The organism is Roseimicrobium sp. ORNL1, assembly GCF_011044495.1.
Taxonomy (GTDB): domain Bacteria; phylum Verrucomicrobiota; class Verrucomicrobiia; order Verrucomicrobiales; family Verrucomicrobiaceae; genus Roseimicrobium.
Genome location: NZ_CP049143.1, coordinates 3270434 through 3284855, shown reverse-complemented (window position 1 = coordinate 3284855; position 14422 = coordinate 3270434). Strand labels below are relative to the sequence as shown.

The following is a 14422-nucleotide window of genomic DNA, read 5'->3' as shown; positions in this document are numbered from 1 at the left end:
TCGTTTTAAAGAGACTTCGCCTTTCCACTGCTCACATCACCGAATCAACGCCCTCCAGGGACCGTGGCGCAAGGATTTCGCCACCTCCACCTCCAAGCGTGCCGCGACGTCCCTTTTGGGACATTCGTTACGCAGGGCGCAGTTTCCTCCGCGTCATTGTCTCTCGCAAATGAAATGCTTCCGGGCTACCCTGATTGACGAGAACATCCAGAATTTCCTGAATAAAACTCCAACTCTGATGGTTCTGCTGCGGAATTCTCTGCTGACTAATTTCACCTTGGATAAGTCGCAAAAGTATCGGATGGATCGAAGGTGTGACCACAACAGACAAAGAGATCCTGCCCTGAAGCTGTGCAATGCTTTCAGCCAGCCGTTCCCACGCTTGAGGCAACAGGGAACCGCCCAAAATACTCAAGAATCTGACGAACCGTGTCAGTGCAATTGGGCCCATTAGAACAAAAGCCTCTTGAACTTCGTCCTTGTGACCTTCCAAGGGTTCCCAAGAATCATTCTCGCGGAAGTGCATTCCGTTAAAAAATAGCGCAGACAACAACGAATGGTAAGCTTCTAGGGCCGTTTGCTCCGGCACCCCAAGATGCACCCACTTATCCTCACTACCAAGAAAATGGCCCAGGAGGCGTGCCGCATCCCGACATTCTCGCCAAAGTTTCCAGAACGCTTCCCTCGCCCCACAGGCATCAGCAGCGAAAACAAGCTCGCCTAGTATCTCGCGGGTATTCATTCCCAAGTAGGCAATCCGTAGCCGCCGGGTGAGCTGGCGCATGAGCTGCTCACCTTCGTTCGGCATGCTTAGCGCCCTCAATGCAATCGTGCGACTCGCCTCCCCGACAGTCACTGCATTCCGTGCGTCACGACCTACTAAATGTAATTCGTCATTCCTTCGCCGTCGCGATCGCCTGCTCGTTCCATCCGCCCAAGCGCAGAAGAGCCACTTAGACGCTCGTTTAAAAACTCTCCGAGCCACATTGGTGTCATGATGAACAAGTAATCGCAGAGTGCTCGCCAGCCTCTGATGTCCCATAAACCCTTTGATGAAAACGCGCTCAAGACTTGCGACGTTTACCGATTCTCCGTTCACAAAGGATCTGCGCAGGGTACGAACCCGGCCCAACAGTTCTGCGTGCATTGCATCTCGGCGCTCTTCCCAATTCAAGTCCGGTGGTCCATTGGGACCTCGGAACTTGTAGTTGACTTCGTGTTCCGCTCTTGCGTGACCAAACATTAGCGCAGCTGCAGCAAGTTGGAGCTTTTGCGCAACCACCATGTCGATCACGCTGGCCAAGCCAGCCGCCGTCGATTCCGCCACATTCTTTTCCGGATGAGAAAGGCCAATCGCGCAACGCTCAAGGAACGATAGTTTTAGGGGATGATCTGAGTCCAGCTTACCACAGACCACACCAACACCATGTGCCACATGGGCAAAGCCCATACCGCGGACGACTGGAACCCCTCGCCCTGACCAAGTAGTCACCGACTCTTCCTTGCCTAGGCAATCTGCCAATGTTTCGCAACACCATGTGAGCTGCTCCTGGCTCATCTCATCCCAACAGAAAGTCACGCACGCAGCAGCAATCTGTGCAGGAACAGCCCCAAAGAGCAATTCTGCGTTTGGATCTTTGGGCATCATGTGTTGCACTGCGCGCAACATCTCTTTCCATCTACTTCTGTCTGCGGTTCGATACTCATCGAACATTTGTGAAGCCCATAAAAAAGCAGACTGCACCTGAGCGTATGTACTGTAGGACTCATCGGCCTCTTTGACTATGACGTCCAAGTCTTCCGGCAATTGGGCTGTTACCAGCGCGATTCTACCGGTGCCGTCGTTCAGAGGTTGGGCCGAGAGATTCCTCGTATCGATCCTATGAATCAGCAAACGAAGGGTGTTGAGTTCATCAGTCGTTTGCGGCGTCAATTCTTCGACGTCAATCGCTGCCAAGGCTCGACTATGGCCCGAAAGCGCGTTCTGAATACTTTCTTGAGCAGGACCGAATTGTGCTTCAATGATGTAGTGCTCGAGCTGGGTGTCCCGATGCGGCAATCCATCTGCTTCCTTGCGCTCCTGCAGTGCCTCATAGGGTAAATCATCGCTATCTCGCAGCATGCGATTGCTTTGATCATTGAAGTAGCGACGCCGATCCAACGAAAACAGTCTAGGCTGCTGTAGAACAAGCAGCGGAAACGTCATGAATTTCCGTGAGAATGCCATCGCCACTGAGGAAACGACCGCGGTCAGACCTAGATTTTGGCAATTCTGCATGAGATTCAAACAGATCGTCTCTAACTCGTCGCGCGAAGAGACTTCCTCCAGAAGCCACTTTTCTAGCGCCATTAGCGCCGACTCCTCCAAATGGTGTTGCGGACTATGACCGCGATAGGCACGCCACCAGCCTTGGTGTCCCCATTGAGAGAACGAACGGCCATCAATAGTGAATTCAAAAAGCTCCAACTCATCAATCCCATCACCTCCAGAATCTCGCTCCTCTTGTATGCAGAAGTTCAGGAACTCCAATTGGAATGCGATGCCATGTGACTGGTGATGCCTTAACATCGCCAAGAATGGGCCAACGAATGCTGAAGAGCCGCGAAAATGCCTGTTTCCGAGGAGTCCTCGCTCGTTGCTGTACTGGTCACGTCGAGCTCTTCGTATAGAGGGTGTCAATCCCCAGTGCTTGCGAAACAACCGCATCACGAGTTCAGGCTGAGCTCGTGATAAGTGATAGCTCAGGCAGGTACCTGTCACGCATGTCAGCACCCTATCGGCCAGCACAGAGTACCGCCAACGACTCTCGTCTACATCATCCCCCTCCTCCGACAAAGCTTCAAAAAATGATGTTGGAAATGTAGCAGCGACCGTACTGATGAGTTGCACCAAGGGGTCCTTGTCGTCATGTAAGTAGCTATCCGGAAACGCAATCAGCTCGGTAAAATCTAGTCTTCGTTCAGTCACCTCCTCCCAAATGACTTGCAAGATCCTGCCGGCGGCCTGCAGCCCTGAAGGTTGTGGGCATATCTGCGTTACTGCTCCCTTCCATCCCATCAGCACCTTCGAAACCGTTGCCAACTGCTGAAGCAACCACGCTCTGTTTTCAAGAGCCGCAAAATCTAGAACTGCTGCCCAACCAGGACCTCGCGGGCGGCGGCAGTCAGGATGCACCTCCATAGTGACATAGGCCATCTGAAGACTGCGCTGTAGGTCAGCAAATAAACGCCCATCTTCAGCCAGCCAATGTGTCTTGGTCGCCTTCAGAATAGCCAAAGCTTCGCGTGCTCCAAGTAGTGACAGCAGAGCTTCCTCGCGCCATCGTTCATGTCCATTGCTGGCAGAGAGGGCTGCTTCCAACCACCTTAGTGCATCTGGATGTCCGTTGTCCAACTGCTCTCCTAGCCAACTACGGAAACAGGTGCGCATCAGCGGCAAATCACCGACCTCATCGATCATAGCTCTCATCGAGCTCTGCGCTGTGACGGCCACCTGATCTAGATAGGTGAGAAGAGTCCAATCTTCGAGAAGGTCATGCGCAGTCGTGAATTGCGTCCCGGCCTTTCTCAGCAGACCGTCTGCTACCAAGCTTTCCGCTACATCAAACAGAGATTCAGGAACCTCGACCCAACCTGATGCAACCTGCAGGCGTGCTCGCGATACATGCACCAAGCAGCGTTCTCGCCTTGCTCCATTCTTTTCCCACACCAGTCGTCGCCAAACGTGCTTCCGCCATGCGGACTCAGTACTCCAAGTAGCGGTGGACTGTTCTGGGAGTCCCTGCAATGCCGAGAGGCTTAAGTCCAGCCACTTGAGATTTGTCAAATAATGTCTCAATCCTGTATTCCGCTCCACGACGCGTGCGAGCGTTGTGCCCGCAAGTGCCTGGTCGAGTTCGGTTTCCTCTAACTTCGGAACATTGACCAACGCGGCCGATACGCCGAAGCCCAAAAGTTCATAGGTTAGTGTTTCCGCGAAAGACTCTCGGCAGGTAAGAAGGAGCTTCCATTGCACTTGATTTTGCAGTGTGCGAAGTAAATCGGCGAAGGCCTCGCGGCTTTCTTCACGCTGCAGCAATCGCTCCACTCCATCCACTAGCACCACGGCTACCGCTCCTGGCAGCAGCGCGGTCCATTCATCCCATGCCGTCTCGGAGAGACCTGCCGCGTGCAAAGCTGTGTCCAGATGCACATAGAGAAACTCCTCTGCACGGAAACAAAATGTCTGAGCACATCCAGCACACTCTTCTGCAGCTTGAAGAGCTGCGGCCGATTTTCCAGAGCCAGCAGCACCCCGAACCAACACCACGCGTGACTCATTTAAGCATCGTTGGATTTCTTCAAGCAAGAGCCTTCGTTCCAAGTGCATGTTCGTGACCCGGAGACGTGGCTCAATCTGACCGCGAGTAACACCACAGTGCCTACGCAATTTTGCCAGTCGCAGCTCCCGGAGTCGATCTATCTCAAGCTCTACTCCTTGCTCCGCCCCCAACCGCCGCAGGTCTTCTTCGTTGATATGCTTTGCCTTTCCGGAATTCGACGAAATGAAGTCAAAGACTGCATTCCAACACATAGCAGCGGCTTCCGGCGTTCCTGAGAGCGCCAGCGACAGCATCACCAATGTGCGGCTTTTGTCCTGGCTCGCGTCTTGATCCAGATCGAAGGAGGCAACATACAACCTTTTGAGGAACCCCAGCATCCGCGAATCCCCGGTTGGGTCATCTACAACACCAACAAGATGCTTTATTGTCGTGTAGAGGTCCGACAATTCCGTACTGTGGTATTTCCGGATCGACAGACGATGAAGAAGATCTTCACTGCCATGGCAGGACCGAGCAAGCTCTGCGAGATCTACTAGACGTCGAACCCTTGGTGCTCTCGTCGTAGATACTCCCAAGGCGATCCAATCCCGTGTTACATCGAAGCGGTCTGTGTCTTGAAAGAGTTCCCAGGCCCGTTTGCAAAACTCCTGAAACTCACGGTCACTCGCAGTAAAGGTTACCGTTGTCTTAATGGACCAGTAGCATCTGTTTCCAACACATGAGTTCTCCGCATCGTAGGTTTCTACGAGTACATCGTCAATTCCGGTTCCCAAATGGCCGCACTGCAGCCAAATAGAATTCCCGCTCTGAGCCAATGGGACTGACGTCATTCCTGCGAGTGCCTGACAGACGAGTAACGTCACTATCCGACGTTCAAAGTCCACTCCGCCGGATCCAGTGCTGTGAGGATGACCAAGAGACATCGGTTTATGCAGATTTTTCGAGTCGTAATCAGCGACTGTGGCGTGATCGCCGGGCAAGTATTTCGTTGCTGGGCCTTAAGGCTGCAAGCCTTCAGCTTACTCCAGAGGCTTCACCGTAACGCGGACGACGCTCCCTCACGATGAGTATTTCGTGGAACTGGAAAGTCCACATCTTATGGGTGAGACAAGCCGCGCCTGCTTGGAAAAGTGACACCCCGTTCTAACGACAGTGTTTTTCCATCCATGTCGGCAAGTCGACTTTTAGGCCGTCGGCAATTCTAAACAGAACCCAAAGCGTCGGACGAGCGTCATCATTCTCCAGATGAGTGATGGTGCTCCGGCTCACATTCACGTCATGTGCCAGCTTCGTGGCCGAGATGCCTTGACGAAGACGTTCTTCCTTGAGTGCGAGGACAATAGCACGTTCGCGCGGGTCTGTTTGAGATGGACGAGCCATCACGGATAACAATCCCATTGACGCAAGATGCACGGGTATTAAAATACCCGCCAACCAACCTTCCCTGAGACCATGAAGATGACTTTGGCACTGGCCGTGATGCTGCAGACTTTCACTGTTTCAGCTCTCGCAGATCCCTGGGCGATCCCCTCGAAGTTTCGAGGGAAGGAGGTCCTCCGAGTCGAGGTGACCGGCCTTCAGGTCCGGCACCAAGGTTCCATCGTTTTTGTCCGGTCGGACCAGATGACGGCAGAAGAACGTAAGACCTTCAATGTTGTGGAACCCGAGGTGGTGCAGCGCATCGAGGAGGGACGAGCCAAAGCAGCGGTGGAAGAAGCTCGGCAGGCCGCGGAGCCTGTGAAACAAAAAACTGCCGAGGAACTGGGGCGCGAAAAGCAAGAGGCCGAAGAACAGCAGCAGGCGGCAGAAGCACGACGGCTGGCCATAGCTGAAGGCATGCGCTATCAGAGACAACCTGGTGCCGAAGAGTGGGAAGAGCGTCAGAAACAACTGAAAGAGCAATACGCTGAAGAAGCTCGGCAGCAGCAGTTGGCAAAGTTGGAAGCAATTCGGCAGGCCCGTGAAGAAATGGTCGCGCAGCAGGTCGCACGCGACGAAGCCCGGCGCATGATGGAAGAACGACAGGTCCGGGAGGAGGAGCGGCACATCCGCATGCTCGAAGCGCAATCTGCTGCTCAGATAGCAGAAGAAATGCGCCAAATCCGGATCCAAATGCAATTGGAAGCCGCTCGACGGCGCGGAGAAGCCATCGCCATTTACCGGTAACGCCGGACGCTGGTGAAGTCGCCAAAAACGCACGCTGAGCCAATGAAGATCGCTGCCCTCGTTTTCCATGCGCTAACAGTCACCGTCGTGCTTGCAAGCTTGATTGCGAGGTATACGGGCATAGCCGAAGGTCTGATCGCCGGTTTGCCCTCTGCCGCAACCATCGTTTGCCTTCTTCGACCGATGCTGTGGCTCAAGATCGTCGCCTTCGCCGCGTCCGGCCTGTGGGCTCTGACCGGCATCAACTTCCTTCTCGGTTCGAACGACCTCATGGGATTTTGTATCGCACTCGGAATGCTGGCTGGAGTGTTCGTAACGATTGGGGCGCTTATCGAAGCCGCGCCAGGGGCAAAGCGGTCCGATGCCGGTCTCCAGACTGACCATTCGGAGCAGTGAAAGGCGCCATATTGAGCCAGTCTTCGCATACTTTGGCACCTATGAATCGTCCCCGCTGCTCAGTCGAGCTTGGAATCAGCCAAATTGGATGGCTCGGAAGCACCCACTGTCCCAACAAGCATCTCCCTCACTCCTTGCCCCAGTTTTAGGAACAGGTCTAGCTGTTCAATTTTGCGCTTCAACGCATCGCGTTCCTTTGCCCCAAAGTCAGCCTTGCCGGCAGCAAGGTCTGCAATCAGTTTGTTGTAGGCGTCAACATCCAAAGCGTCTTCGTCCCCGACGGCGTTTTTCAGCAGAGTTCGTGTTAGGTCATCAATGCGCCCGTCCACTGCAACGGATATGAGGTACTGAATTACAATTCGGGCCGCGCGATCTGCCGCCATCGCTACTTCCAGCATCTTCTCGACTGCATCCTTCTTTTCATCAGAAGAGTCCTTTGGCCCTCTCCGTCGCCACATTTCAAAGTAGTAGGTCCGAGGGTCATCGGGATTGAGTCGGTCTAGGGTCTGAATAATTACATCAAACGCTTCGAATGGACGGCGACCAGACGGCATCGAGGCACGGTGTTTCCACAGCCGAAGAATCGCCTCAAAACAGCGTTCCTGCGCATCTGCTCTGTCCTCCCCGGGTTTATCAGCAGCCTCCATCAGCTCCGCGATGTAGTGCGCCATCCACGCGGATAGCGTATCAATGCCTTCGGCCTCTAGAGTAGCCACGAGAGCCTTACCCAATTCGATGATCTGTTCTGGAGTCTTTGAGGAGTCCATCTTCGGAGAAAATGAAAACTTTATGGGATCTAGGCAACCAGGAAAAACCATCATCGTCATGGCTGCCGCCCCTGGATTCGTAGCGATGGATTTGCACCAGAAGGATCAGTGACCTCCCATACCGCTTGCATAGTGACTTTAAAAATTCGACGGATATGAACACTCTCTCGCCACGTCGCTGTCCAACATAGCGCTCATCTCTCCCACCCTCGCTCCAAGCTTCAGCAATTACTACCGGGTCAGGGGAGCCTGGACACCACCAGTATCTGTTTTCAGGATCTGATGTCAGACCATAGTCGTGTACCACCTGAGGTCCCACTTTACGAACAGGGTATGAGAGTTTGTTCGCATGTGGATCAAATGCATCAAGTCGAGAATCTCCTCCGCCCGGTTCTGCAATCCAAATCATCAAATCAAATGGGGACTCAGGGGCCTCCTCAAAAGAGGTAGTAACCACAAGATTGGGATGCTCTGCAGTGCGCAGGGCATTCGCTAGTGACGATTGCATTTCTGGACGCACGAAAGCGCTGGAAACTGTAAAGTGCTCCTGTCTGCTGGAGTTGCCGTCGTGCCAAGATCCGCTGATGCATAGTCCTCCAGCAATTGTAGCTTGAGCGGTAAGTGCCTCGAAGAAGTCGCCAGCTACAACACCGCACAACCATTCTATCCGTCCGTAAGGGGTGTCTCCCCGCTTCCGCGACGGCAATGAAGGATCTCGCCGGTCGCAGAGCCATCGCCCGTCACTTCGGGTTAGTCCGTGTCGTGCGACCCACTCCCTCCACCGGTTACGTTCGCCCATTTCATCATTGTAACGGTAGATTACGGGCATAGCCGCTAATAGCTTGGAGGCAACGATCATCAAAGAATGATAGGAATAGTAGAAGTCGAATGTGTCCACACGAGGATATGAACCGTGGCTATGAGAGGTTCCACGTGAGTAGTAATTCTGCGAATTCCACTGTTCTCGCCTCGTGTCGACCGGGTGTTGGCCACGTAGAGCAACGACACCCAGATTGCTCACTGAGGCAATCCGCATCAAATCATCAATCTGACCGTTGGGCACTCCGAAGACGCTGGCGAGAGACGGCAACCAATAGGCGTCAAAGTCCAATTCAAAGCCGGGAGCTTCCGCGGGAACGACGAGTCCCGCTCCGTGGAACGGGCTGTCAAAACTCTCCGCTTCTTCCGGGTGACGGAGGGGAAATGGGCTAACTCCAACCGCTTGCAATGAAGCAATGTCGGTTGGAGTTAGCGTCCCTGGAACCACAGCGCCAATGGCGAGAGCGAGCTTGGCGGCGAGCGGTTGAATTAGGGCATGAGGAATGGAATGAAGTGCCATACGCGTGAACACCTCACAATGTGGTATCAGGACCTCAACATTGTTCAATGCGCCCCTGGACAAGCCTATGAGTGTGTATAGCTGAGCGTGAAGAGGGTAGAACGCATGGCCTTTACCCAGAAAAGCTGCCACGTCATCCTCATTGATTCGTTGCAACAACGCTCCAAGCTCAGGGACACATCCAAACTCCACCAACCGACGGACACAGTGAGCGGCTTCCCACCGCACGCCTGAGTCAGGTGCGCCGAGGGACGCCCATAACAATCCCGCAAAGGCAGCACCGGTATCCCGTGGGGGCTGAAGCCATGGTTCCCAAGCTCCATCCGCGTAGTCCGGGTCGATATAGACCTCAAATCGCTGCAAAGCGAAGTTTAGAACATCACGCGCTTCTGCACAGGACAACCGCTTCGCCAGTACCGCGACAAAGCCAAAGAGCGAACCGCTGTCCAACAGCGCAGATGCCTCTTCAATGCCCTCGTGAATACCATGCTTGACTGAGTCAATGTCCAACTCTTCAAATCGCGCGCCATCGGTCCAGTAATCAAGACCACCTCGGCCAGCAAGCTCTACGTAAAACCGCCTCCCGACAGACCGCAGGACTGACGGCCAGTGTCGTTGGAAAGACATCAGTTCCTTCCACTTCTCCCGAGCAGCCGTTAGCACATGGCGCATGTCCAGCCACCCTACTTGCTTCACCTGGACAACGGCCTTCAAGAATTCAATTTCGCGCCCACGCGGGATTCTATCGACTACTGCAGGCCAGAAACTCGCATGTTCCCAACGACGTTTCGAAGCCTCTAGCGTTAAAACAGCCTTTGCTATCCCCGCAACGCTTGCAAGGTCCAGTCGTTCAATTCCTGGGAGAACCCATTCTGCAACTGCCTCTTGCACTTCCCCATAGTGGCCCTGTTCTTTGGACGAATCCGTGATTTGGGGTCTGGTACGCTTCGCTATGTCGACCATCTTGCGAAGATTCTCAAGCTTGACCTCCCCATCATGTGCCACATTCTCAAGCTTGGATTCAATATCGATCAGCTCACTTTCCACATAGGCATCTTCCACAAAAACATCAAAGATCCGCTGTCGCAGGTCAGCATTGGGTTCGCGCTGGATACATTCCCGCAAAAGCTTTACCGAACCTTTCGGGCCGCTAAAGCCTGTAACACAGAATCCTGAAACATGATTGAGGCTTCCGTTCTGGATCGATCCGATAGCCAGAGCCTTCAGCTCATCAGGGAAGTCACCTACGTCACGATCTCGCCACCGACTCAACGCACAAAACGCAGATGGAGCATGCAGTCGCACGGCTATTCGGAATACTTCTGATCTGTCCCAATACTTTTCCCTGGCAATTGTATCGCCTACCATCTCCGCTGAGCGAACAAAGCGATACGCCACCTCCGGCAACTCCGGAGCATCGTCACCTGCTCGCCTAGCAATAGCTCCAACCGCATCCCATCTTTCCAGGATCTCATCACCAAACTTCGAGACGGCATCAATTGATTTGCAGAAATACGCCGAAGCTTCTGTCAAATTGAAGGAAAGCACCGCCCTGGCGAGGCTTATGAACCAACCTGCGCGTTGCTCTGGCTCCTCAGAATGCTCAGCGCCAATGATGGCGACGCAACTGCGCTCGCATACTTGTCCAATTTCAACAAGGTGGTCGTGACGATAGGCCGTGCGCGCCATCGAGTTGCGATTGAACAACCTACGCAATCGACCATTCGAACCTTCGGTCTGCGCCTTTAGTTCTTTGAATTCGCTTGGGGAAATAGTGCCTTTGAGAGCCAACACCGAAAGGCGCACTCCAAGCAACTCATCCCAAAACCAGTCAATCCTTGAACTCGACCAGTAATCGGTAGCCGAATCCTCTTGAGCAACCTTGACATCCATCACATCAAGCGATTGTGAGTTTGATGCCCCAATGAGCACTTGGGCTCGGACATGATAGAGTGGGAGCAATGCCGATAGCATCCTTCTGGCGTTCTGCCTTTCTTCTGCAGAATGGGCATTCTGTCTAACCTCAATGGCAACGTCAGGAACCAAAACTTTAATGTCCGGAAGTCCGCTCCCTTCTAATGCTGCTTTGAGGGCAACAGCCCGTGAAAACGTATGTCGACGAAGCGTGTCGTAGTCGCTAGTGAGACGATGCAGAGAGGGCATGGTCAGCGCTGGCGCCAGGACCAGCAGGATCTTCGCTGATGGGAGTCGATGGAAGGCGCATGCTTCCGCAAAGCTAACAATCGCCGGGGTGTCATAGTCTATCAGCGGATCAGCATTTGGGCGGTTAATCTGCACCTTTCCAGCCTCAAATTGATCGAGCGTCCAACGTAAGGCAGATTTGGGTGGAAGCTTGGAACTCTTCAGGAGCTCATCGCCCAATCCGACTATGAAGTGAGCGTTCACGGCTCCATGTCGGGCCATGGTTTCGATTTCCTTGAAGCGCCCAGCATCCACCAACCTCCTGACAACGGAAGTGGTGATATCAAGTATCCATTCAGAGGGTGACCATTTACAGATATAGTTGGTCACCGATTTGGTCCCAGATAGATTCAGTTCAGCCCAGGCAAGCTCAACAACGTCCGAAACTGAGAGTGGGTCAATATAGTGCGGGTGCTCTTTGCGGAGTCTTTTTCGTTCTTCAAAATGAATGTGCAGCCACTCGAAAGCAGAATTGAGATAGTTCCGAGCTTCGCCATGAAAGTCCGAATGTGAGGATAGTAGAGAGGCTGCGAAGGCGTTTTCCGCTCCCGCCCACCCTCCTTTTAAAAGGCGCTTGTAAGCGCATTCCTGAATGCGATGTGGCTCCTGCAACACCCCCATTAGGTCTATATTGCCCCGCAGCAACGAAAGCTGCCGGTCGTTGCCTGCCATTTCTTCTCCCGCTCGCAGGGCGACCTTCGCCGCATCGGAGAGTCGTTTCGCTCTTAGAGCGGTCTTGAACGCATATTGAAGTCTAAAGATTCGAACATCCCTCACATCAATTGGATTCTCTTCCGGCAGGTAGTCATCGGACAAGGCGATCGCAATTAGCCGATCATGGTCACCGGCGCGATGCCACAGTCCCGGCAATGCACGAGCCACGTATGAGTAATAGGAAGAGAGTGGCTCAAGGGCTTCAGCATATACCCGAATTTCATCTTTGGAGGCGGCATAGGTAGTTCGGAACCATGTCTCGACGGGTTCATCACGAAATTGAACGGAATCGTCTGAGTGCCATAACGGGCGTCCTAGATCGCTTATAAAGCTCTTAACTGCATCAACATCTACGTTTGCTGCCGCGGCAAGCACAGGGATTGGAATGAAAGGTGGCAGTGTGGCCAGTCCTCTACAGATTGAATCAATTTGCGCCGCGACGATCTTGGTATGCTGATCACGTAGACTTGAAATGGCAGCATCAAGCTGCTTTGCGATCTGTTGGTCAACAGTCGTCCGTCCAGGTCCCAACGAAGCCAACATCTCCCTGGCGTTGCTACTCCTCGCTGCGAGACAGTTTGCCTGGACTCGCGGATTTCCTCCAGTAAGCCTGAAGAATTCTACTCCATCGGCCTGGCTGGCCTTACTGAACCTCGTTCTTAAATGACGGCGCGTTTCAGATAGGCTGAAGGGCTTGAGCGGCAGTTGCGGGGTCTTTGTCGGGGGCCTCAGTAGTTCACGTCGCTCTGTTCTACAAAGAAACACAACTCTGCAATTCTCAGGAAAGGCTTGGCGGATGAGACTTTGCGGGAATCCAGGCTCATTGGCCGCATCTGCTGCCATTTCTGCGTTGTCAGCGGCATCGACCAGAATGACAAGCAGAGCGCTGCGGCTACGTCTGCGTATCAATTCACATGCCTCTTTGACTCGTGTGAGAAAGCTGCGAATCACAACGTCTCGCGGAGTCGTGGCATTGGCAAGCAGCGTTCGGCACAAACCCTGCACCGAGAGTTCATTCGCGATTTGAACGAGAGCGTCACAAGCACGATGTCGAGGTTCGGCCTCGTTTAAGTAGTTGCCTCCTCCAAAACAGTCGTAGACAATCCCCACAGAGCCCTTGGGAAAGGAACGAGCCAACTGCTGCGCAACCACCGACTTCCCCACCCCGCCAGGCGCGTGTAGGATGACGGGCCGTGGGGCATCCTTAATCTTACGAATAAATTCAGCGTGTTGCTCACGTAAGAACGTCGCATCGATGGATTCCATCGCGGAAGGCGCAGGAAATAGGTCTCTGGTGTGATCTACTCCCAGACGCTTGAGAACGTCCTCTCTTACTATCGCCCCTCGCCTCCGCCTGCCCTTGGATTCTGGAAGTGCGTGCTCGGTAACCATGCCGACAAGCTTGAGCACCTCGGTGTCTTCATAGCCGGAGGTCGAGTACGGCGCGATTTCGAATTTGAGTTCCCTCTCCTGCTGAAGGTAATCGCCCTCATCGTCCCTGAACGAAACCGCGCTACAAAATAGTTTTAAGTCAGCCGCCGAGAGCTTGGTCGTTTTCTTGAGATCCGCGGAAAACTTCGGATGTGCCTTTGCACCCGCAGCGATGGCTTGAAATCCATTTTTCACCGTAGGACTGACCTGCCGGTTCGAAATGATGGAGAATTCCGTAATTGAGAACTTCGCGGCTTTCTTGGAACGCCCATGCCGAAACCGTTCCGCAAATCCAGCCATTGTGTGGGCGAGTTCAGAAAACGTAATGTGCTTCGATGTTTTTAATGTCGAGTGTTTGAGTTGGAAATACTGCACCGATTTCGCGCCACCGCCAGCGGCCAGCACTTTCCCCACGTCGATCACCAATTCCCCTGCCGCAGTCGGTTCCGGTGAACCTTCAACCGTAATTGCTTCTACAGATGACCGGAGGTCAATCAATTCAAGGCATTGGCGTGCAGCCCAGAGGTAGTGAAAACGGTCGCCGGCGCGGGAATATCTGACGGCGTCGTTGACCATACGAAGTTTTCTGAAGCCTATAGGACGAACTACCCTCAACACGAGAACTTATGGCAAAGTCGAACCATTAATGCATGGTGACAAATTTGCCAACTTTGTCCAATTCGCGCCTCGCCGACAATGGGAAAAACGCGCGGAATCAATAGATACCCTTCGTTTACCCTACGCCTAGGGTTGGGATAGGGTATGAGCACGATCGGCCCGCACACCCCTGGAACCGAGTCTCAAGACTCATTTGAAACCCTTCGGTTACCCTCCCACATGGCAGCCGCGCCGATGCGGCACCTGTCCGCCAGGATCGCTCAATGCATGCACCCCAGCGAGGGCTCGACTCGCCTGAAACCCTAGCAGTGCCCTACATCGCTCAACTCTTCACCTTCGGTGGGCCTCCGCGCGCTCTGACATCAAGGGTTACCGAGAGCGAACTCAGATGGTCACCAAAAAGGGGAGGTGTTCGTACGCAACCCTTCGTTTACCCTACGCCCCCAGGCTATGCACACCCTTGGCCA

General features: G+C 53.7%; 5 protein-coding genes. 2 read left to right on the top strand and 3 right to left on the bottom strand.

Features of this window, described 5'->3' with window-relative positions; genetic code table 11:
• Nucleotides 1–127 precede the first annotated feature (127 nt).
• Complete coding sequence (locus G5S37_RS13155; protein WP_165204595.1) at nucleotides 128–4768, bottom strand: hypothetical protein; 4641 nt, start codon at nucleotides 4766–4768, stop codon at nucleotides 128–130.
• 1006 nt (nucleotides 4769–5774) lie between these two features.
• Between G5S37_RS13155 and G5S37_RS13145 the strand changes: the two genes are divergently transcribed.
• Together G5S37_RS13145 and G5S37_RS13140 are read left to right on the top strand one after the other, a co-directional pair.
• Nucleotides 5775–6488 carry a hypothetical protein gene (locus tag G5S37_RS13145; protein WP_165204591.1) on the top strand — a complete coding sequence of 238 codons (714 nt, stop codon included), beginning with the start codon at nucleotides 5775–5777 and terminating at the stop codon, nucleotides 6486–6488.
• Nucleotides 6489–6530: 42 nt separating this feature from the next.
• The gene (locus tag G5S37_RS13140) at nucleotides 6531–6884 is read left to right on the top strand and encodes a hypothetical protein (RefSeq protein ID WP_165204589.1); all 354 of its coding nucleotides are present in this window, start codon (nucleotides 6531–6533) and stop codon (nucleotides 6882–6884) included.
• Nucleotides 6885–6943: 59 nt separating this feature from the next.
• On the opposite strand, the gene G5S37_RS13135 is transcribed toward G5S37_RS13140, so the two are convergent.
• Together G5S37_RS13135 and G5S37_RS13130 are read right to left on the bottom strand one after the other, a co-directional pair.
• On the bottom strand, nucleotides 6944–7651 hold the full coding sequence (locus tag G5S37_RS13135) for a hypothetical protein (RefSeq protein WP_165204587.1): 708 nt from the start codon (nucleotides 7649–7651) through the stop codon (nucleotides 6944–6946).
• A complete protein-coding gene (locus tag G5S37_RS13130) occupies nucleotides 7608–13913 on the bottom strand; it encodes an ATP-binding protein (RefSeq protein WP_165204585.1) in 6306 nt (2101 codons plus the stop codon). Before G5S37_RS13130 ends, G5S37_RS13135 begins: the two co-directional genes overlap by 44 nt.
• Between the last annotated feature and the right edge of the window lie 509 nt (nucleotides 13914–14422).

Excerpts from the sequence above, each read along its gene's own strand:
- G5S37_RS13140 (WP_165204589.1), top strand. The coding sequence starts at position 6,531 with ATGAAGATCGCTGCCCTCGTTTTCCATGCGCTAACAGTCACCGTCGTG.
- G5S37_RS13145 (WP_165204591.1), top strand. The coding sequence starts at position 5,775 with ATGAAGATGACTTTGGCACTGGCCGTGATGCTGCAGACTTTCACTGTT.
- G5S37_RS13135 (WP_165204587.1), bottom strand. The coding sequence starts at position 7,651 with ATGGACTCCTCAAAGACTCCAGAACAGATCATCGAATTGGGTAAGGCT.
- G5S37_RS13130 (WP_165204585.1), bottom strand. The coding sequence starts at position 13,913 with ATGGTCAACGACGCCGTCAGATATTCCCGCGCCGGCGACCGTTTTCAC.